The organism is Streptomyces sp. NPDC059008 (genome assembly GCF_042749045.1).
In the GTDB taxonomy this organism is placed as follows: domain Bacteria; phylum Actinomycetota; class Actinomycetes; order Streptomycetales; family Streptomycetaceae; genus Streptomyces.
Genome location: NZ_JBHYJC010000010.1, coordinates 178,628 through 199,549, shown reverse-complemented (window position 1 = coordinate 199,549; position 20,922 = coordinate 178,628). Strand labels below are relative to the sequence as shown.

Sequence of the window (20,922 nt, the reverse complement as noted above, 5' to 3'; positions counted from 1 at the left end):
AGTGAGGAGTCTAGAGGCGATCGGGGGTGTTCGGGCGGGGAACGGGGAGGTTACGGGCCACGCTCGGGCGACGGCCGTCCCGCTGTGCCGCGGGCGCCGGGCGGTATGCGCGCTCCGACGCCGATCGCCCTGCCCGCAGGCCCTGTTGCGGGCGCATCCGGTGATGAGGATGATGCGGCAACCGGGATCCGGCGGCGGGCCCGGGACGGTCCGATACGGACGGGGGAGAGAATGGGAGACGGGAACGCGGCGGAGCGGCCGTACCGGAATGACGCCTTCATTTCCTATCACCATGCGTCGGACAGCGCGAAGGCCGCCCATCTGCGGCGCGGGCTGCAGAATTTCGCCCGCAGCTGGCGGCAATTACGCGCGCTGCGCGTCTTTCTCGACAAGGCCTCGCTGTCCGCGAATCCGGGGCTGTGGCCGGAGATCGAGCGCCAGCTCGCCGATTCCGGCGCCTTCATCCTGCTGGCCTGCCCGGGTTCGGCCGACTCGGTGTGGGTGCAGAAGGAGGCCGAATGGTGGCGCACCGGCCTGGGGCCGCGGAAGATGCTCATCGCCGTCACCGGCGGGGAGCTGGTGTGGGACCACGAGCGGGCGGACTTCGACTGGGAGCGCACCACGTGTCTGCCGCGCACCATGGCGGGCATGTTCACCGACGAACCGCGCTGGGTCGATCTGCGCTGGATGTCGGAGGAGGACCCCGGCTCGCTCCGCGACCCCCGGTTCCAGCAGTGCGTGGCCGATCTGGCGGCGCCCCTGCACGGTCGTCCCAAAGAGGACCTGATCGGCGCGGACGTCGCCCAGCACCGCAAGACCCGGCGGCTGGCGCGGGGCGCGCTCGCCGTCATCACCACCCTCGCCGTGCTCGCCGGCGCGGCGTCGGTGGTGGCGGTGCTGCAGCGGGACGAGGCCCGCAGGCAGGCCCGGCTGGCGACCTCGCGGCAACTGGCGGCCACCGCGCTGAACCTCAAGGACGGAAACCTGCGGCTGGCCTCGCTGCTGGGCATCGAGGCGTACCGCATGCAGAAGTCGCCCGAGGCCATCGCCGCGCTGAACCGTCTCGCCACCGACAGCCCGTACTTGGTGAGGATGGTGTCGAGCCCGAAGGACGTCAGCGCGGTCGGCTTCAGCGGGGACGACGGCGCCGTCGCCGTGGGGGACGAGGGCGGCGCGGTGACGGTGTGGAGCAGCGACGGCGGCACCGTCCGCGCCCGTACCAAGCTGCCCGGCCGGATCACGGCGGCGGGTTTCAGCGCGGACGGCAAGCGGCTGGCCGTCGGGGACGGCAAGGGCAATCTGGGGGTCTACGACCTGGCGGGCAGGAAGCTGCGGCGGCTCGCGCCGATGCCGAAGGCGGTCTCCTCACTGCAGTTCGGCATGGGCGGGAATCTGGCCGTCGCGGACGAGGACGGCACGGTGACGCTCTACGAGCAGGCCCGGGAGAAGATCCGTTCCAAGCGCACCGGCCACCTCGGCAGCCTGGTGGTCTTCCAGAACGAGGAGAGCCATCTGCTGGTCCGCGACGCGGTGGGCGGTGGCGCCCTGTACACGGTGCCCGACCTGCGCGCGGTCCTGGACAGCAGGGAGACGACGCTGCCGGCTGGGCAGGCCACGGTCGCCGTCTCCCCCGGAGGTCACTGCTTCGGCTACCTCAAATACGGGTTCTTCACCAGCACTGGGCTCCCGAAGGCCAAGGGCCACGAGACGCTCGCCGAGACGTGCGGAGACTTCCCCGTCCTCCCCGACGAGGAGGCCCTGATGGTGGCGCTCACCGACACCGGCCGGATGGCCGTCGGAACGGCGTCCGGCATCACGGTGGTCGACGGGGAGATCCACAGCGAGAACGGACCGTCCGGAGGGCAGCCGAACCAGCTCCGCAACCTCACCGGTACCGGCAGTCCCACGTTGCTGGGGTTCTCCGCCACGGGCGAGCGGCTCGCCTCCGCGCACGGCCGGACGGTCGCGCTCTGGGACCTCGGCCAGCCGTCCCGGACCGCGCACCGGCATGGCGTCTCCCTCACCGACGACCAGACCATGGTCGTCGCTCCGCCGCTCGCCACCGGGCCCGACAGCAAGATCGCCTGGAGCAACCCGTTGGAGACCGAGTCGCCTTCCGACCCGGAGACGCCGCTGCACGTCTGGAGCCCGAAGGGCGGCACCATCGCCGGTGGGGACGACGCCGGCTACTACAGCGTCGCCTTCGGCTCCGACGGCCGCACCCTCTACGCGGGGCACACGGGCGGGGTCCAGGAATGGCGGATCGTCGGCAAACACCTGGAGAAGCGGCGCACGATAGACCTTTCCGGCACGCAGGCGAGCTACGAGGACGGCTACCCCGCGGTCCCGCTGGAGATCGCCCCGCTCGAGGCCGGCTCCGTGGTCGTGACCACGGGCGACGGCGCGGTCCATGTCGCCGACCGGTCGGCGCGGCGCACCCGGGTCGTGGTCCCGCCGGGAACCGGCGATTCCCAGCAGCTGCTGCTGTCCTCGCTGAGCACCGACGGGCGCATCGCGGCGGTGGAGAACACCAAGGGCGCCGTCGACCTCTACGACGTCCTCTCCGGGCGCAAGGTGCAAACGGCGCGCCTGAAGGGCGAGGCGGTGGGCAACTTCGCCTTGTCCGCCGAGGGCCGTTCGCTGTTCCTCGAAGGCACCAGGCACACCTTCGCCCGCTGGGACCTGGACGAGCGGCGGCTGCGCTGGCAGAGCGACGAACCGAGCTCGGCCCGGGTGGCCGCGAGCGCGGACGGCCGTACGGTCGTCACCCTGACCGACAGCGGCATCCTGACCCGTTGGGACGTCGAGACCGGCGACCGGCTGGGCGGCCCCAAGGTGCCGATTCCGCCCCGCACGATGTCCGGAAACCGTGGCATCGGCCAGCACACCGGCTTCGTCGTGGACCGGGCGGGAACGCTGTGGACCGCCACCGAAGGCGGCGAACTCCTTTCCTGGGACTTCTCCGTGGACTCATGGATCACGAGCCTCTGCCGAATCGCCGGGCGCAGCCTGACCGACGCCGAATGGCGCCGCTATGTGGGGACCACCCCGCCGTCGCAGCCCACCTGCGGCTGACGGCGCGGCTCCGGGCGGCGGCCCCGGCCACCCCGTCCGGGCGGGGACGGGGTGGCGGGTTCCGCGCGGACGTCCGCCGCCCGGGTGTGGGCCTCAGGACGTCAGTCGAGGTCCTTGGAGTAGTCGGTCGTGACGCAGCCGTCGATCTCGCCGTCGTCGACCGACGCGCCTTCCGGCGCCTTGAAGTCCGAGGTGCAGTTGAGGAACAGCAGTCCGGCCTTGAGGAGCTGATGGCGCTGGTCGTCGCTGCCCGGGTCGACGGCGAAGTCGTCGCCGATCATGAGGTCGTCCTGCTCGCCCTCGTCGCCCTTGACGGCGGTCTGGAACGCCTCCATGTCCTCGACGGTCAGGAAGTCGGCGTCCCCGCCGCCGTCCGCCGGGTCGTCGCACTCGCCGCCGCCGTTGATGCCCGTCATCCCCATGGCCTCGACCCGCTGCACCTCGTGGGGCGTGGCGATGTCCACGACCTTGCAGCCGAGCGCCGACTTCAAGAACTCCCCCGCGCCCTGGGGCGAGTCCGCGGAGGGCAGCCCGCAGGCGGAGACCGATGCCAGGGCGACGGCGGTTCCGACGATGGCGAGTGTTCGATGGAAACGCATGACGTTCCTTTGCAGATGTGGCCGGGCAGGGTTCGCCGACCGGATGCGGCGTGCCTCGGCCGCAGGGGTGAAGAAAGCCAACTGCTCTCCCCCGTTCCCCCCGCCGTGATCAGTTGACCTGGACATGTTAAGCGGGCCACGGGCCGGGAGCGGCACGGTCGCTCGACTTGCCCCTCGCCCCGCGCACGGCGGCCAGGAGGGTCATACCGCCGGAGCCGACGGCCCCCACAGCCCGTCCCGCGTGAGCCCGAGCAGTTCGATCGCGTTGCCCCGGACGATGCGCTGCACCACGTCCGGCGGGAGGTGGCCCATCTGGGCCTCGCCGACCTGCCGGGACGTGGGCCAGGTCGAGTCCGAGTGCGGGTAGTCGGTCTCGTACAGGACGTTGCCGGCGCCGATCGCGTCCAGGTTGCGCAGGCCGAAGGCGTCGTCGAAGAAGCAGCCGTAGACATGCTCGGTGAAGAGTTCGGACGGCGGGCGCAGGACCTTGTCCGCGACGCCTCCCCAGCCGCGGTTCTCCTCCCAGACCACGTCCGCGCGCTCCAGGATGTAGGGGATCCAGCCGATCTGGCCCTCGGCGTACATGATCCTCAGGTCGGGGAAGCGGTCGAACTTGCCGCTCATCAGCCAGTCGACCATCGAGAAGCAGCAGTTGGCGAAGGTGATGGTGGAGCCCACGGCGGGCGGGGCGTCGGCGGAGGTCGACGGCATCCTCGACGAGGAGCCGATGTGCATCGCGACGACCGTGCCGGTCTCGTCGCAGGCGCGCAGGAACGGGTCCCAGTAGTCGGTGTGGATGCTGGGCAGTCCCAGGTGCGGCGGGATCTCGCTGAAGCAGACCGCGCGTACGCCGCGGGCCGCGTTGCGCCGTACCTCCGCGGCGGCCAGTTCCGCGTCCCAGAGCGGGATGAGGGTGAGGGGGATCAGACGGCCCTCGGCCTGCGGGCCGCACCACTCCTCCACCATCCAGTCGTTGTACGCCCGCACCCCCAACAGCCCCAGTTCGCGGTCCTTGGCCTCGGTGAAGGTCTGGCCGCAGAAGCGGGGGAAGGTGGGGAAGCACAGGGCGGACTGGACGTGGTTGACGTCCATGTCGGCGAGGCGGTCGGGCACGCTGAAGGAGCCCGGGCGCATCTGCTCGTAGGTGATGCCCTCCAGTGTGATCTCGTCGCGGTCGTAGCCGACGGCGGTGTCGAGCCGGGTCAGGGGGCGGTGCAGGTCCTCGTAGACCCACCAGTCGGCTATCGGGCCGTCGTCACCCGGGGCGCCCATCGTGGGGGCGAATTTCCCGCCCACGAAGGTCATCTCCTTCAGGGGGGCGCGGACGATGCGCGGGCCGATGTCGTGGTACTTCGACGGGAGGCGGTCCCGCCAGACGTTGGGGGGCTCCACCGTGTGGTCGTCCACCGAAATGATCTTGGGGAAGGTCTCCATACCCGCTACCGTAGCGCCGATCTGACGATCCGTCAGTAAACTGCGGGCCGCCGCCGGGGAACGGCCGGGAGCGCGGAAGTTACGGCTCCACCACCCCGCCGTACGCCGCCCCGCCCCCGCCCCCAGCAGCCGAGGAGGCTTTGTGCACGGTCCGGACCCCTACTGACGGAAGCGGGCGTGACAAGGCAGACTGGCCGTTGCACACAGCGAGAACGTGCATACAGCGTGGTCAATTTGGCACAGGGCAGGGGGACACCATGGACGACGGTCCGGGTCGGGAGCGGCTCCGCTTCACCGTGCTCGGTCCCGTACGGGCCTGGCGCGGCGCAACGCCGCTGGCAGCGGGCTCCCCGCAGCAGCGTGCACTGCTCGCCGCGTTACTGCTGCGCGGCGGACGCACCGCCACCGCGCACGAGCTCGTCGACGCCCTGTGGGGCGACGAGCCGCCGCACGCCGCGCTGGCCGCGCTGCGCACCTACGCCTCCCGCCTGCGCAAGGCCCTGGGCGAGGACGCCGAGACGCTGGTCAGCGAGTCCGGCGGCTATGCGCTCCGCCCCGTGGACGGACGCCCCCTGGACCTCGACCACGACCACGCCGAGCAGTACGCGGCCGAGGCGGAGAAGGCCAAGGCCTCCGGCGACCGCGGCCGCGCCCGGCAGCTCCTGGACAAGGCGCTGGCGCTGTGGGACGGCGAGCCGCTGGCCGGACTGGCCGGCCCGTACGCCGAGACCCAGCGCACCCGCCTGCAGGAATGGCGGCTGTCCCTCACCGAGACCCGCCTCGAACTCGTCCTGGAGGCCGGCTGCCACACCGAGGCGGTCTCCGAGCTGACCGCGCTCACCGCCGCCCACCCGCTGAGCGAGCGGCTGCGCGAACTGCTGATGCTGGCGCTGTACCGCAGCGGCCGGCAGGCCGAGGCGCTCGCCGTCTACGCCGACACCCGGCGGCTCCTCGCCGACGAGCTGGGCGTCGACCCCTGCGCCTCGCTCTCCGACCTCCAGCAGCGCATCCTGCGGGCGGACGCCGACCTGGACGCACCGCCCGTCGTCATCGACGGACCGGACGCCGGCGACCGTGTCGTCGTACGCCCCCAGCAACTCCCGGCCACGGTCGCCGACTTCACCGGCCGCAACGCCTTCGTCTCCGAACTCGGCCGGCAGCTCGCCACCGCCGAGGGCAGTGTGATGGCGGTCTCCGCGCTCACCGGCATCGGCGGCGTCGGCAAGACCACCCTCGCCGTGCACGTCTCCCACGCCGCCCGCGAGCACTTCCCCGACGGCCAGCTCTACGTCGACCTCCAGGGCGCCGGCCACACCCCCTCCGAACCGGAAGCGGTGCTGGGTGCCTTCCTGCGTGCGCTGGGCACCCCCGACGCCTCCATCCCGGACGGCCTGGAGGAGCGCTCGGCGCTGTACCGCTCCACACTGGCGGGGCGGCGGGTGCTGGCGCTGCTCGACAACGCCCGGGACGCCGCCCAGGTGCGGCCGCTGCTGCCGGGACAGGAGGGGTGCGCGGCGCTGATCACGAGCCGCGCCCGGCTGATCGACCTGGCGGGCGCGTACCTGATCGACGTCGATGTGATGAGCCCCGAGGAAGCGCTCAACCTCTTCACCCGCATCGTCGGCGAGGAGCGGGTCGGCGCCGAGCGGCAGTCCGCGATGGCCGTCGTCGGCGCCTGCGGCTTCCTGCCGCTGGCCATCCGTATCGCCGCCTCCCGGCTGGCCGCGCGCCGTACGTGGACCGTCTCCACCCTCGCCCGCAAGCTCGCCGACGAGCGGCGCCGGCTGGACGAGCTGCGCGCCGGCGACCTCGCCGTCACGGCCACCTTCGAACTGGGCTACGGACAGCTGGAGCCCCACCAGGCCCGCGCGTTCCGGCTGCTGGGCCTCGCCGACGGCCCGGACATCTCGCTCGCCGCCGCGGCCGCCCTCCTGGACATGGACCTGGAGTCCGCCGAGGACCTCATCGAGTCCCTGGTCGACGCGAGCCTGCTGGAGTCCGCCGCCCCCGGCCGCTACCGCTTCCACGACCTGGTCCGGCTCTACGCCCGGGCCTGCGCCGAACGCGACGAGCAGCCGCCGGCGGAGCGGGACGCGGCGCTCTCCCGGCTGCTGGACTTCTACCTGGCCACGGCCAAGGAGGTCTACACCCTCGAACGTCCCGGCGACCGGCTCGCCGACCACATGGCGCGCCCGCAGTACGCGGGGCTGGTCTTCACCGACCGCATAGGGGCCCTGGAATGGCTCTTCGGGGAGGCCCGGTGCCTGATGGCCTGCGCACAGCAGTCCGCCGGGCCCGCCACCCTGCGGCGCGCGGCGGACCTGCTGCTGCTGGCGCAGGACCTCGCGGAGTCGGGCGCCGACTCCCGGCAGTACGAACAGGTCAACATGGCGCTGCTGGACGCCGCGCGCACGATGGACGACCAGCGCGCCCAGGCCCGCATCCACGTCGCGCTGACCAACGTCCACACCCTGGCCGGACGGTTCGACAAGGCCGACGAGCACGCCCAGTCGGCCATGCTCCTCGGACTGGCGACCGACGACGCGTTCGCCTCCTCCTACGCCCCCAACGACCGCGGCATCATCGCCAACTCGCAAAACCGCCACGCCGACGCCGAGGCCTACCTGACCCAGGCGCTGACCGCCTTCCGCGCGGACCGCAACAAGCCCTCGGAAGCCAGCGCCCTGTGCAACCTCTCCCGGGTCCACCTGGCCACGGGCCGGGTGGACACCGCGGTCCGGCTGGCCCAGGACGGCATCGCGATCTACCGCGAACTGGGCGCCACCCGCCGGCTCGCCAACGGCATGTACGCGCTCGGCCTGGCCTTCACCCGCGCCAAGCGGCTGGACGACGCCAGCGAGCAGCTGAACAAGGCCCTGGCCATCTTCCAGGCGAGCCGGCAGCGGTTCTGGGAGGGCATGACCTACTTCCGGCTGGCGGAGACCGACCTGACCGCCGGTCACCCCGCGCAGGCCGCCAACCACGCCGAGCAGGCGCTCACCGCCCTGCGCGCCATCGGCGGCGAGTGGTGGCACGCCAACGTCCTCACGCTGCTGGGGCGGGCCCTGGACGGAGTCGGGCAGTCCGGGCGGGCCCGGGTGTGCTGGCAGGAGGCGCTGGCGGTCTTCGAGCGTCTGGACTCTCCGGAGTGCGCGGTGGTGCAGGACCTGCTGCGCCCCGTCGCGACCGTATGACCAGCAACGACGCTGCTGCGGGCGGTCGACGGCGGAGGTAGACGCGGACGTTTATCGATCGTTCATCGCGTCACGCCAATCTCTACTTACCGACCCGCCGCCTCGGGGGGCAAGCGGTTCGGTGAGTTGGCCCCACCGTTATGGTGTTCGGCCCCGATGCACCTGACCGGCGACCCACGGGGGAGTCGCCGGCCGGGTGTGCCGGTAACAAGCGCCCAAACACTGGAGTTGATCAGCTTGGCCACCGAGAACACCCAGCAGCCGGACGAGCGGGACATCATCAAGCCGCTCGACCATCACCAGCCCATCCTCGGCCCCAACGGGCGCCGTATCGCCGGCAAGAAGGACCAGCCGGTGACGCCCGGGGAAGAGATCACGACGTTCGACCACCACCAGCCCATCGGCAAGCCGCTCGGCGACGCCTTGGGCGAGCCCAAGTGAGCACCGCGCAATAAGGTTCGGGGGATCGCAGGGGCCGTTTCGATGGCATGGAGGGGAGCCATCGAAAACGGCCCCTGCGGCGTATCCGCGCGGAATTCGGCATCCGGTCGCGCCACGGCACTTTCCGGCCACGCGTTCGAACATACGCTCGTGCAGCGCCGGTCGCTCTCTACTCTCTACGCACAACACGCACCAGCACACCATCCGTCACGGAGGAACCGGCATGACCCGCACACACAAGGCTGTTGTCCTCGCCGCACTCACCCTCGCCGCCGCGGCCGCGGCCGCCGCACCGGCGACGGCCGACTCGGACCACTCCCGGCCCGGCAGGATCTCCACCTTCGATCACCACGTACCGATAACCGGAAACCTCGGCACCTCCGAAGACCTCGCACCCGAGGGCCACCGCGCCTGACCCACGGGGTACTTCGGCACCGATCCGCACAGCGAGCCGGCAGCGAGACCATGCGCAGGGCATGGCCCCGCTGCCGTCGCTTTTCCCCGCCGCCCTCCTGTCGCCCCCCTTCACACGGCACCGCGTTCCTCCTCCTCCGCGACTCTGACGCTCCGTCAGTTTCGTTGGTACAGTCGCGCCACCCGGACCGGCGAGGGTCCCGGCCGGGCCCGTACCGCCCTGCTCGCAGTCAGGAGGCGCGCCGTGTTCGAAGCCGCTCGTGTGCAGACGCTCTGGGAACTGGTCGAGTACCGGGCGCGGGCCTCGCGCGGGGCGCCGATGTTCTTCGACGGGGACGGGCGGACCGTCACCTTCGACGGCGTACGCGACGAGGCGCTGCGGGTGGCGGCCGGGTTCCGGGAGCTGGGGATAGGGGCCGGGACCCGGGTGGCGTGGCAGCTGCCGACCCGGATCGAGACCGTGGTCGCCTCGCTGTCGCTGGCCCGGCTCGGAGCCGTGCAGACGCCCGTCATCCCGCTCCACCGGGAGCGCGAAGTCGGCTTCGTCCTGGCGGAGTCGGCGGCGCAGTACGTCCTGGTGCCGGGCACCTGGCGGGGGTTCGACCACACCGCGATGGTGAACGGGCTCGCCGGGGACGGGGTGCGGGTGATCTCGGTGGCGGGCGGACTGCCGGTGGGCGATCCGGGCGGGCTGGGCCCGGCGGCGCCGGCGAGCGCGGACGGCCGCACGACCTGGATCTACTACACGTCCGGCACCACCTCGGCGCCCAAGGGCGTCGAGCACACCGATGCCACGCTGATCGCCGGCGGGGTGGGCCTGGCCACCGCGCTGGGCATGTCCACGCGGGACATCGGCTCGATCGCCTTCCCCTACGCGCACATCGCCGGCCCGGACTATGTCATCGCCATGCTGGTCAGCGGCTTTCCCGCGGTCATCCTGGACAGCTTCGAGCCGGGCCGGGCGGCGGCCGTCTACCGGCGCCGGGGCGTCACCATGGCCGGCGGCAGCACCGCCTTCTACCAGGCGTTCGCGGACGAGTCACGGCGCTACCGCAAGGAGCAGCCGACCGCCGGACGGCTGATCCCCTCGCTGCGGCTGCTGTCCGGCGGCGGGGCGCCGATGCCGCCGGAGCTGTATGCCGCGGCCGGGCGGGAGCTTCAGTGCGCGATCGTGCACGGCTACGGGATGACCGAGTGCCCGATGATCGCGATGGGGACGCCGTACGACAGCGACGAGCAGCTGGCGCGGACGGTGGGCAGGCCGGTGGCGGGGGCGCGGATACGCATCGCCCGGGCGGACGGGAGCGAGGCCGCGACGGGCGAGACCGGCGAGGTGACGCTCAAGGGACCGATGGTCCTGCGGCGGTACACCGACCCCGCGCTGACCGCCGAGGCGTTCGACGCACAGGGCTACTTCCACACCGGTGACCTGGGGCGACTGCGGCCCGACGGGCACCTGGTGCTCACCGGGCGCCTCAAGGACATCATCATCCGCAAGGGCGAGAACATCTCGGCGCAGGAGATCGAGGACCTGGTGCACACCCACCCGGCGGTGGCGCAGGCCGCGGTGATCGGGCTGCCGGACCGAGAACGCGGCGAGCGGGTGTGCGCGGTGGTCACGCCCGCCGATCCGGCCGCCCCGCCGCTCACGCTCGGCGCGCTGACCGCACATCTGCGGGCGGCCGGCCTGATGACGCAGAAGCTGCCGGAGCAGCTGGAGATCGCCGAGGAGCTGCCGCGCGGCGGCCCGCTGAACAAGGTCCTGAAGGCGGCGCTGCGGGAGCGGTACACGCAGTAGCCGGTGCCCCGCGCGAGGGTCTTCGACGGTGTGGCGATGAGTTCCGCGAGGCCGCGGAGTCTTCACTGGCAGGGGCGGGGCCGGCAGGGACGGCCCCGGACCGCAGTGCAGGCCCCAGGGCGGAAGGAACCAGGGACGATGACCGAGATGATCGACTTCGGCGCGCAGACCCGGCTGGTGTCACAGCTCGCGGCGCACACCACCGAGGAGCAGCTCCAGGCACCCACACCGTGCGAGAAGTACGCCGTACGCCACCTCCTGGGCCATCTCGTCGGGCTGGCCGCCGCCTTCCAGGACGTGGCGCGCAAGGAGCTCGGGCCGACGACCGGGACCTCACCCGACGCGTTCCGGCCGGATGTCGGGCCCGACTGGCGCGGCGAACTGGACCGGAACCTCTCGGGGATGGCCCAGGCCTGGCGCGCACCGGAGGCGTGGCAGGGCGAGACCGAGGCGGGCGGGGTGCCCCTGCCGGGCGCCGTGGCGGGCCGGATCGCGCTCAACGAGCTGGTGGTGCACGGCTGGGACCTGGCGCGCGCCACCGGCCAGGGCTACGCGCCCGACGCGGACAGCCTGGGGGTCTCCTACGGGCTGCTGTCGTCCTGGGCCGAGGGGTCGGGCGGGCCGCTGTTCGGCGCGGTGGTCGCGGTGCCCGGGGATGCCCCGCTCCTGGACAAGGTGGTGGCGCTCAGCGGCCGCCGGCCGGACTGGACGCCACCGGGGTCGTAGGGCGCGCCTCGTCGGGGCGGAGCCGGGCGGATCACGCGGGAGCGTGGCCTTCAGGAGGGAGCCGGGCGGATCACGCGGGAGCGGGGCCCGGGACGCCGTCGCGCAACCGGGTCTTGAGGACCTTGCCGCCGGCGTTGCGCGGGAGTTCGGGGACGAAGGCGACCTCGCGCGGGACCTTGTAGTTGGCCATCTCCCGGCGCGACCAGGCGATCAGGTCGTCGGCGGTGAGGGAGGAGCCGGGGCGACGCACCGCGAAGGCCTTGCCGACCTCGCCGAGGCGGGGGTCGGGTATGCCGACGACGGCGACCTCGGCGATGTCCGGATGGCGGCCGAGGAGTCGCTCTATCTCGGCCGGGTAGGCGTTGAAGCCGCCGACGATGAACATGTCCTTGATGCGGTCGGTGATCCGGAGGTTGCCGGCCGCGTCCAGGGTGCCCACGTCGCCGGTGCGCAGCCAGCCGTCGGGCGTGATCGCGCGGGCCGTGGCGGCCGGGTCCTCGAAGTAGCCGGACATCACGTGGTAGCCGCGGACCAGCACCTCGCCGGGGTCTCCGGGCGCCGTCGGCCGGCCCTCGGCGTCGACGACCCGGACCTCGGTGCCGGGCAGGGCACGGCCCGAGGTCGCGGCGATCACGCCGGGCGGATCGCCGCGGCGGCACATCGTGACGATGCCCGAGCTCTCCGAAAGGCCGTACGCCGTCAGGACGGTGGAGATCTTCAGCTCGCCGCGCAGCCGCTCGACCAGCTCCAGGGGGACGACGGCGGCGCCGGTGACCACCAGGCGCAGCGCGGACAGGTCGTGCAGGGCGCGGTCGGGGTGGTCGAGGAGCTGCTGATGGAGGGTGGGCGGCCCGGGGAGGACGGAGATCCGTTCGGCGGCGATGTTGGCGAGTGCGGTCTGCACGCTGAAGACCGGCTGCGGAACCATCGTCGCGCCGCGCAGCAGGCAGGCGATGACCCCGGCCTTGTAGCCGAAGGTGTGGAAGAACGGGTTGACGATCAGATAGCGGTCGCCCTCCTGGAGGCCGGCCAGTTCGCTCCAGACGTCGTAGGCGCGCAGGGTCTGGGCGTGGGTGATCACGGCGCCCTTCGGGTGCCCCGTCGTGCCGGAGGTGAAGACGATGTCCGAGGGGTCCTCGGGGCGCAGGGCGTCGGCCCGGTCGCGGACCGCCTCGGTGGGGACGGCGGCGCCGCCGGCGAGGAAGTCCCGCCAGGTGACGAAGCCGGCCGGGGCGTCGCCGGAGAGCACCACGGCCTGGTGCAGCTGCGGCAGTCCGGGCAGCGGGCCGTTTCCGGCGCCCTCCTGGGCGGCGCGGCGGAGCGAGGCGACGTAGGACGTGCCGAGGAAGGTGCCGGTGACGAAGAGCAGCTTGGCGCGGGTGCGGGCGAGGACGTAGGCGGCCTCGGCGCCCTTGAAGCGGGTGTTGACGGGGACCAGGACGGCGCCGGCGGTCACCGCCCCGAGGGCGGAGACGATCCAGTCCAGGGTGTTGGGCGCCCATACGGCGACGCGGTCGCCGGGCGCGACCCCGGAGGCGATGCAGGCGGCCGCGGCCCGCTCCACCCGCTCGCCCAGCTCGGCGTAGGAGATGCGGGTGCGGCCCTCGACGACGGCCTCCCGGGAGCCGTGGCGCCGGGCGGCCTCGCGCACCAGCCGGGCGATGGTGCCATACGCCAGGTCCGCCCGCGCGTCCACGTCGTCGTCCATCGCAGTGCCTTTCGCCCGAAGAGCCGACCCCACTAGCTGACTGCCCGTCAGATTAGCGGTAGCCTCCTCCGCTGTCAGCACTGGCGACCGGCCACGGAGGTGGCGATGGCAGCGACCCTCAAGGACGCTACGGCGATAGCCGGCATCGGGCAGACCCCGTTCGCCAGGCGCCTGCCCGAATCCGAGAAGACCCTGGCCTGCCGGGCGATCGTCGCGGCGCTGGACGACGCCGGGATCGCCCCCTCGGAGGTGGACGCCTTCGCCTCCTACACCATGGAGGAGACCGACGAGGTCGAGATAGCCAAGGCCATCGGCGCCGGCGACGTCACCCACTTCTCCAAGGTCGGCTACGGCGGCGGCGGTTCCTGCGCGACGGTGGCCCATCTGGCCGCCGCCATCGCCACCGGCCAGGCGAGCGTCGGGGTGGCCTGGCGGTCCCGCAAACGCGGCTCGGGGCCGCGCCCCTGGAAGAACACCCAGGTCCAGTTGCCGACCCCCGGGCAGTGGACCCGCCCCTTCGGACTGCTGCGCCCCGCCGACGAGATCGGCATGCTGGCCCGCCGCTACATGCACGAATACGGCGCCACCCGCGACCACCTCTTCAACATCGCGCTCGCCTGCCGCAACCGCGCCAACCAGAACCCGGCCGCGATCATGTACGACCGCCCGCTGACCCGCGAGATGTACATGACCGCCCGCTGGATCAGCGAGCCGCTCTGCCTCTTCGACAACTGCCTGGAGACGGACGGCGCCCTGGCCTGCGTCGTGGTCTCCGCCGAGCGCGCCCGGGACTGCCGCCGGCGGCCCGTCTACCTCCACGCCGCCGCCCAGGGCCTGCCCGCCCAGCACCACGGCATGGTCAACTACTGGAACGACGACCCGCTCACCGGCCCCGCCTGGACCGCCGCCCGGCACCTGTGGAAGGGCGCCGACCTCGGGCCGCAGGACGTCGACGTGGCACAGATCTATGACGCGTTCACCCCCCTGATCCCCCTCTCCCTGGAGGGCTACGGCTTCTGCGGACGCGGCGAGGGAGCGGCCTTCACCGAGGGCGGCGCGCTGGAGATCGGCGGCCGGCTCCCCCTCAACACCGGCGGCGGCGGCCTCTCCGAGGCGTACGTACACGGTTTCAACCTGATCACCGAGGGCGTCAAGCAGCTGCGCGGCACCAGCACGGCGCAGGTCCCCGACGCCACCACCTGCCTGGTCACCGCGGGCGAGGGCGTCCCCACCTCGGCCCTGCTGCTGAGGAGTTGAGGCGCGATGAGTGCACCCGAGTCCGTTCGTAGGTCCATGACGCCCAGCGTGGCACCCGCCACTGACAACCCGCCCGACGACCACGCCGACCTGCTGCTTCCCGTCCCCGACGAGGACGGCGCACCCTTCTGGGAGTACGCCGCCAGGGGCGAACTGCGCATCCAGGCCTGCTCCGGCTGCGACGAACTGCGCTTCCCGCCCCGGCCCTGCTGCCCGCACTGCCAGTCCTTCGCCGCCCACTGGCAGCGGATGACCGGCCGCGGCCGCATCTGGTCCTACGTGCTGCCGCACCCGCCGCTGCTGCCCGCCTACGCCGCGCTCCCGGGCTACAACGCGATCATCGTGGAGCTGGCCGAGGCCCCCCGCATCCGCCTCGTCGGCAACCTCGTCGCCGACGCCGACGCCCCCCTCAACTCCGTCGCCCCGTCGCGGCTGCGCATCGGCGCCCCGGTGAAGGCCGTCTTCCACCCCATGCCCGGCGGCGTGACCGTACCCCGCTGGACCCTGGAGCGACCGTGACCGTGCGCATCGAGATCGCGGACGGCGTCGCGCTGGTCACCCTCGACCGGCCCGAGCGGCACAACGCGATCGACCTCGACACCGCCGAGGAACTCACCGCCGCCTGGCGGGCGTTCCGCTTCGACGACTCCGTACGGGCCGCGGTGATCACCGGCGCCGGCGGCCGGGCCTTCTGCACCGGTGTCGACCGCTCGGTCGACGTCCCCCAGCCGCCCTCCCCCTACTCCCTGGACGACCCGCTGCTGCGCATCGGCCCGAAGGCCAACGACCTGTGGAAGCCGGTCATCGCCGCCGTCGACGGAATGGCCTGCGGCGGCGCCTTCTACCTCCTGGGCGAGGCCGAGTTCATCATCGCCTCCCAGACCGCCACCTTCTTCGACCCGCACACCACCTACGGGATGGTCAGCGCCTACGAGTCCATCCACATGGCGCAGCGGATGCCCCTGGGCGAGATCGCCCGGCTGTCCCTGATGGGCACGGTCGAGCGGCTGGGCGCCGCACGCGCCCACGAGATCGGCCTGGTCTCCGAGCTGACCGCACCGGGCGCCGCGGCCGAGGTGGCGCTGCGCCGCGCGGCCGCCGTCGCCGCGCAGCCGACCGGGGCCGTCCAGGGCACCGTACGCGCCCTCTGGGCGGCGAAGGAGGCGGCCAGGGCGCAGGCCCTGGCGCAGGCCCCTTCGCTGATCGCGCTGGGCAGTCTGCCTCCGGAGCGTCAGGCGGAGCTGTTCGCCGCCCGGAAGCGGGACCCGGCCCGCTGAGCCGTCACATCCGGGTCTTCTGCGCCCGGGTGATCTGGCAGGTGTACCAGAACTGCCCGATGGAGGACTGGTTCACCGTGTACTTGGCGGTGTAGGTCTCGGTGTCGCCGGGGCCCACGACGATGGACCGCTCGTGCAGCCCGTACGCCTTGCCGTCGGCCGGCCTGGCCTTCATCCAGTTGACGGCCATGTCGTAGGAGAAGCTGTCGGTGGACGACGGGTTGGTGATGGAGACCGTGTACGTGAACTGGCGCAGCGAGTTCGAGAAGTCGCAGTTGCTGCCGCTGACGTCGTTGCGCCCGTCGGGGTCGAAGGTCTCCTGGGTCGGCGAGGGCGAGTAGGTGTCCGACGGGTATCCCGTAGGGGTCGAACCGTACGGGTCGTAACTGCTGGAGGACGACGGGCTCGGGAAGTTCGTCGGCACGTGGACCCGTGGCCTGCTGATGCAGCCACTGACCGTGGCGACCGTGGCCAGCACCAGTCCGCCTGCGACCGCCACCCTGATACCCCTACGGGCACCGCCGCGGCTGCCGATGTCCGTGCGTGTGCGCTGCTTCATCCGACCGTCCCCCGTGGAAACCTCTGAGCCCCGCCACCCCATGGATTGACGCGTGCACGGCACCCTAGCAAGAGCCGGTGACAGCGCCCACAGGCCCCTGGGACGCGGGTGGCCGTACTTGTCTAGCGGGTGAAGACGGGCAGGCGTAGCGTCGGTCACGGAGGACGAACAGGACAATCCGAAGCGAGGCGACGCCCGTGGTGCGCAACGTTCTTGGGTCCCTGATCGCCCTCGTCGGAGCGACGGCCGCCGTCTGGAGCCCCTTCCGTCCCTGGTACGACGGCCGTCACGGCAGAGACATCCGGATCGAGGACCTCTTCGACGGCATCACCCCCGCCAGCGCCCCCCTCTTCGGCTCCGTCGTGCTCCCCATGGCCTTCGCCGCGCTGCTGACCCTGATCGGCGTCGCCCTGCGTTCCCGTCTGCTGGTCGCCCTCGCGGGCCTGGTCGTCCTCGGCTTCACGATCCTGTGGATGGTCCGCCAGGGGCAGGCCGCGAGCGAGCTGACCGCCGGGGCCCGCGGGCTCGGCGTGGGCGTGGCCAACGCGCTGGGCGGTGGTGCGCTGCTGCTGCTCGGCGCCCTGATCATGCGGGGCCGCGACCGCGTCGGACACGGCCGCGGCGCCCACCGGCGGGACGACGACCGGCGCTACGACGACCGGCGCTATGACGACCGGCAGTACGACGACGGGTACTACGGCCGTTACGGACCCGACGCCCCCTACGACAGCCGCAGGCCCGCTCCGCCGGCCGCCTACCCGCCGGGGACGCCCGAACCGTGGGACGCGGGCCGCCCGGGCGCGGAGGAGTGGGACCCGGAGCCGTACGCCCCGGGGCCGCCCGGACCGCCCGCGGGCAGCGCCGGCGATCCCTACCGGGAGCAGGGCGACACCCCGACCGCCCCCTTGCCGGTCACCCAGCCGCCCCCGACCGAACGGCAACGGCGGCCCTTCTCTCCGCGGCCCCGGCAGCAACGGCCCCAGGAACACACCCAGCAACAGCCCCAGCCACAGCCCCAGGAGCCACCGCCGACCATGACATCCCGCAGGCTGCCTCCCACACCCCCGGTGGAATGGGGCCAGGAGTACCGCCGGCCGCAGCCTCAACAGCCGCAGCAGCCCCGGGAACCCCAACCCGACAAGCCCCAACCGCCCCCGGAGGAACGGGAGTAGGGGCGGGGAGACGGGCTCGGGCGGGGCGGGGCCGGGCAGGGCGGGGCCGGGCAGGGCGGGGCCGGGCAGGGCGGGGCGGCGGGAAACGAGGGCCCGGGGGCGCGGGGCGCCGGGAGACCCTAGGGCGGGGGCGAACACATCCCGTAGGGGACGCGGACGCCCCCTGCGGGGCAGCAACGAGTCGAGGGCGAAGCCGTATTCCCCGATCGCCAAGCCGTGTTCCGCGATCGCGCGGCTACGCCCGTCGCGGCTACGCCCGTCGCGCCAGCCCCGTCCCCTTGGCCGCGTCCAGCGCGTACACGCAGCGGTCCTTGCTACAGGCGTAGACGACCCCGCCGACAGCGACCGGCGAGCCGGTGATCTCGCCGCCGGTCTCCAGCTTCCAGCGCAGCTGGCCACCCATCGCATCGAGGGTGTACAGACAGTGGTCGGCCGAGCCGAAGTGCACCCGGCCCTCGGCGACGACCGGTGCGCCGACGACCTCCGCGCCGGCCTGGAAGCGCCAGCGCGGGGTGCCGGTCACCGCGTCCAGGGTGTAGAGCGCCTTGCCGCTGCCCAGATGGACCGCGCCGTGCGCGACCAGCACCGGTTCGACGGACTGCCGGGCCTCGGTGGCGATCCGCCAGCGGTCGCGGCCGTCCGCCGCGTCCAGCGCGTAGACCGTGCCCAGATAGTCCGCCAGATAGACCCCGCCGCCGGTGACGGCCGGTCCGGGGGCGAAGGCCGGCGGGCTCAGGAACACCGCGGGCGCCTCGAAGTGCCAGCGCACCTCGCCACGCGCGATGTCGATCGCCAGCACCCGCGTCCCCGCCACCACGTAGACCGCGCCGTCCGACGCGGGCAGCAGCCGCATCGGCACCCCGCCACAGGCCGCCACGTCCCCCACCGGGTACGACCAGCGCTCGGCGCCGGTACGCGCCTCCAGCGCCTTCAGCCGCGCGTCGGCCCACACGAACACCGTGCCCTCGTGCACCACGGGCCCGGCCTCGCCGGTCTCGAAGTCGGTCTGGACGCCACCGATCTCCCACAGCAGCTCGCCGTTGGCCGCCTCCCACGCCTGGACACCGCCACCGCGGGTGCTGGTGACGACCGTCCCGCGGTCGACCTTGAGGGCGTAGACCCAGCCCTCGGTGTTCAGGCGCCAGCGCTCGGTGCCGTCGACGGCGTCCAGCGCGTACAGGCTCGGACCGTCCGAGGCGTGGATCCGCCCGTCCGCGACCGCCATCGCCCAGGCGACGTCACGGGTCTTGAACTTGCGGCGCCCGCTGGCCACATCGAGCGCGTGCACCTCGAAGGACGTGACGTAGAGCAGATCGCCGTCCACGGCGGGGGTGCCCCACACATCGTTCGACATGCGGAACCGCCAGGGGCGCCAGCGGCCCGGCTCGGCGGACGGCGCCTCGGGCGGGGCGGCGGGCTGCGGCGCGGCGCCCTCCGCCGCCGGGGCGCCCTGCTGCCCCGCACCGGGGGCCGGGCCGCCACCGGGAGGCCGTACCCAGTTCGTCGCGGCACCGGCCTGGCCGCGCGGCTGCGGCTCGCGGGCGTCGGCGCGCGGACCCGGCCCTATCGCGGCGGGCGAGCCGCCGAGGTGTACGGGACCGGCGGCGCCCTCGGCGGGCGGCGCGGTGGCGGGCGGCGCCGCGGAGACCGGGGTCATGCGGGCCGTGGAGATGTCCGGGCCGAGCGCCGCGGGCTGCGGCATCGGGCCGGGGTTGCCCCTCGGGTCGCCGCCGCGGTGCGCCGCACCGGGACCGGCGCCGATCCGACCGGGCCAGCCGTCCGCGGCGGCACCCGCGGGGGCGCTCTCGGGCCGCGGAGGCGCCTGTACGGGCCGGGGGGCGGGCATCGGGGGCGCCGACGGCGGCGCGGCCGCCGGACGGCCGGCAGCGCGCCCGGAGCCGGCCCGCTGGGTGTCCTTCGGTACGGCGGAGCGCCCGCCGCGCCGGCCCTCGATGAGCGCCACCGCACCGGGCGGCAGCCAGGCCGAGGCCGTACCGCTGTCGTCGCTGCCGGAGCCGAAGAGGTGCGGGGCGAGCTGGGACTGCAGATCGGCGGGGGACGGGCGGTGGCCGGCCTCCATCTGCATGCAGGACTCCAGGAGCCCACGCAGCTCGTCCGGCAGTCCGGTCAGGTCGGGGCCCTCCCGCAGCAGCATGAAGACGGTCTCGACGGGGTTGGCGCCGTGGAAGGGGGCGTGCCCGGTGGCGGCGAAGACCAGGGTCGAGCCGAGGGAGAAGACATCGCTCGCGCCCGTGACGCTGCGCGAGTCCCTGGCCTGCTCGGGCGACATGTAGGCGGGCGTGCCGACGGCCACGTTGGTCATCGTCAGCCGGGTGTTGGACACCCCGGAGGCGATACCGAAGTCGATCACCCTGGGGCCGTCCTCGACGACCAGTACGTTCGACGGCTTCAGGTCGCGGTGGACCAGCCCCGCGCCGTGGATGGACTGCAGCGCCTCGGCGATACCGGCCGCCAGCCAGCGCACCGCCTGGGCCGGCAGCGGCCCGCACTCATTGACTATTTCCTCGAGGGAGGGCGCGGGGACGTACGCCGTCGCCAGCCAGGGCACCGCGGCGCGCGGATCGGCGTCGACCACCGCCGCGGTGTAGAAGCCGCTGACCGCGCGGGCCGCCTCGACCTCGCGTGTGAAGCGGACCCGGAACAGCTGGTCCTCGGCGAGCTCGGTACGCACTGTCTTGATCGCCACGCGCCGGCCGGACGCCGAGCGCGCCAGATAGACCAGTCCCATGCCGCCGGCCCCGAGACGGCCGAGCACCTCGAACGGCCCGATCCGCCGGGGATCGTGCTGCGTCAGCTGCTTCAGCTGCTCCACCACTTGCCTGCCACCTCCCCGTGGGGCGTAAAAAAAGAGACTCTCAAAAGCCACGAGCCGCCGAGAGCCACTGCCCCGATGCAGCGTCTCACCGCCTGGCCGAAACGGCCGTCCGCGTGCTGATTCTTCCTGGCCGAGCCGACGGTTGCGAACCCGGGGCCTGTCCGCCGTGTCATGGCATACCCCCCGCGACCCGCAACAGGCCCGTTACCCGACGTAACCCAACCTGGCCTGACGTGCTCCGATACGTCCGCCGCCGGGTGGCCACCTGGGGGTTACCGATGAGTTGCGGCTCCCCCCGGGCGCGACACCGCCCGATATACGGACGTTCACCGCTGCGTTTCGACGGCCGGCCGGCCATGCCCCCGCCGTTACCCCTCGTCGCCCCCCGTCACCCTCCCCTGCCCGACGCCTCAATTCTGCGCCGCCGCCGAC

At 73.0% G+C, this 20,922-nt stretch carries 15 protein-coding genes; 10 read left to right on the top strand and 5 right to left on the bottom strand.

Features of this window, described 5'->3' with window-relative positions; translation table 11 throughout:
• Positions 1–231 precede the first annotated feature (231 nt).
• Complete coding sequence (locus ACFWZH_RS15795; RefSeq protein ID WP_384430158.1) at positions 232–3,075, top strand: toll/interleukin-1 receptor domain-containing protein; 2,844 nt, start codon at positions 232–234, stop codon at positions 3,073–3,075.
• Between the two features lie 101 nt (positions 3,076–3,176).
• Here the strand turns inward: ACFWZH_RS15795 and ACFWZH_RS15790 are convergent, their stop codons facing one another.
• Together ACFWZH_RS15790 and ACFWZH_RS15785 are read right to left on the bottom strand one after the other, a co-directional pair.
• The gene (locus ACFWZH_RS15790) at positions 3,177–3,674 is read right to left on the bottom strand and encodes a hypothetical protein (protein ID WP_384430155.1); all 498 of its coding nucleotides are present in this window, start codon (positions 3,672–3,674) and stop codon (positions 3,177–3,179) included.
• Between the two features lie 201 nt (positions 3,675–3,875).
• The gene (locus tag ACFWZH_RS15785) at positions 3,876–5,108 is read right to left on the bottom strand and encodes an amidohydrolase family protein (protein ID WP_384430152.1); all 1,233 of its coding nucleotides are present in this window, start codon (positions 5,106–5,108) and stop codon (positions 3,876–3,878) included.
• A gap of 257 nt (positions 5,109–5,365) precedes the next feature.
• Between ACFWZH_RS15785 and ACFWZH_RS15780 the strand changes: the two genes are divergently transcribed.
• From ACFWZH_RS15780 to ACFWZH_RS15760, 5 genes are all read left to right on the top strand, one after another.
• The gene (locus ACFWZH_RS15780) at positions 5,366–8,302 is read left to right on the top strand and encodes a BTAD domain-containing putative transcriptional regulator (protein ID WP_384430149.1); all 2,937 of its coding nucleotides are present in this window, start codon (positions 5,366–5,368) and stop codon (positions 8,300–8,302) included.
• Between the two features lie 237 nt (positions 8,303–8,539).
• Positions 8,540–8,743, top strand: coding sequence for a hypothetical protein (locus ACFWZH_RS15775; protein ID WP_384430147.1), 204 nt, complete (start codon positions 8,540–8,542; stop codon positions 8,741–8,743).
• A gap of 223 nt (positions 8,744–8,966) precedes the next feature.
• Positions 8,967–9,158: a hypothetical protein gene (locus ACFWZH_RS15770; protein WP_384430145.1), complete on the top strand. Its 192-nt coding sequence runs from the start codon at positions 8,967–8,969 to the stop codon at positions 9,156–9,158.
• Between the two features lie 243 nt (positions 9,159–9,401).
• Positions 9,402–10,955 carry a class I adenylate-forming enzyme family protein gene (locus ACFWZH_RS15765; protein WP_384430142.1) on the top strand — a complete coding sequence of 518 codons (1,554 nt, stop codon included), beginning with the start codon at positions 9,402–9,404 and terminating at the stop codon, positions 10,953–10,955.
• 138 nt (positions 10,956–11,093) lie between these two features.
• Entirely contained in the window at positions 11,094–11,681 is a 588-nt protein-coding gene (locus ACFWZH_RS15760) for a TIGR03086 family metal-binding protein (protein ID WP_384430139.1), read from the top strand.
• A 70-nt stretch (positions 11,682–11,751) separates the two neighbouring features.
• On the opposite strand, the gene ACFWZH_RS15755 is transcribed toward ACFWZH_RS15760, so the two are convergent.
• Positions 11,752–13,389 (bottom strand): FadD3 family acyl-CoA ligase, encoded by a 1,638-nt coding sequence (locus tag ACFWZH_RS15755; protein WP_384430136.1) that lies wholly within the window; start codon positions 13,387–13,389, stop codon positions 11,752–11,754.
• A gap of 105 nt (positions 13,390–13,494) precedes the next feature.
• On the opposite strand from ACFWZH_RS15755, the gene ACFWZH_RS15750 reads away from it, so the two are divergent.
• From ACFWZH_RS15750 to ACFWZH_RS15740, 3 genes are read left to right on the top strand one after another with little or no spacing between them, the layout of a single operon-like run.
• On the top strand, positions 13,495–14,646 hold the full coding sequence (locus tag ACFWZH_RS15750; protein WP_384430133.1) for a lipid-transfer protein: 1,152 nt from the start codon (positions 13,495–13,497) through the stop codon (positions 14,644–14,646).
• Positions 14,647–14,682: 36 nt separating this feature from the next.
• Positions 14,683–15,165 carry a Zn-ribbon domain-containing OB-fold protein gene (locus ACFWZH_RS15745; protein WP_384430130.1) on the top strand — a complete coding sequence of 161 codons (483 nt, stop codon included), beginning with the start codon at positions 14,683–14,685 and terminating at the stop codon, positions 15,163–15,165.
• Positions 15,162–15,923 carry an enoyl-CoA hydratase/isomerase family protein gene (locus ACFWZH_RS15740; protein WP_384430127.1) on the top strand — a complete coding sequence of 254 codons (762 nt, stop codon included), beginning with the start codon at positions 15,162–15,164 and terminating at the stop codon, positions 15,921–15,923. The genes ACFWZH_RS15745 and ACFWZH_RS15740 overlap by 4 nt, the downstream gene beginning before the upstream one ends.
• A 4-nt stretch (positions 15,924–15,927) precedes the next feature.
• Here ACFWZH_RS15740 and ACFWZH_RS15735 read toward each other — a convergent pair whose 3' ends face one another.
• Positions 15,928–16,482: a hypothetical protein gene (locus tag ACFWZH_RS15735; protein ID WP_384430124.1), complete on the bottom strand. Its 555-nt coding sequence runs from the start codon at positions 16,480–16,482 to the stop codon at positions 15,928–15,930.
• Positions 16,483–16,682: 200 nt separating this feature from the next.
• On the opposite strand from ACFWZH_RS15735, the gene ACFWZH_RS15730 reads away from it, so the two are divergent.
• Positions 16,683–17,654, top strand: coding sequence for a hypothetical protein (locus tag ACFWZH_RS15730; protein ID WP_384430121.1), 972 nt, complete (start codon positions 16,683–16,685; stop codon positions 17,652–17,654).
• A gap of 250 nt (positions 17,655–17,904) precedes the next feature.
• On the opposite strand, the gene ACFWZH_RS15725 is transcribed toward ACFWZH_RS15730, so the two are convergent.
• Positions 17,905–20,490, bottom strand: a complete 2,586-nt coding sequence (locus tag ACFWZH_RS15725; protein WP_384430118.1) for a PQQ-binding-like beta-propeller repeat protein — start codon at positions 20,488–20,490, stop codon at positions 17,905–17,907.
• Between the last annotated feature and the right edge of the window lie 432 nt (positions 20,491–20,922).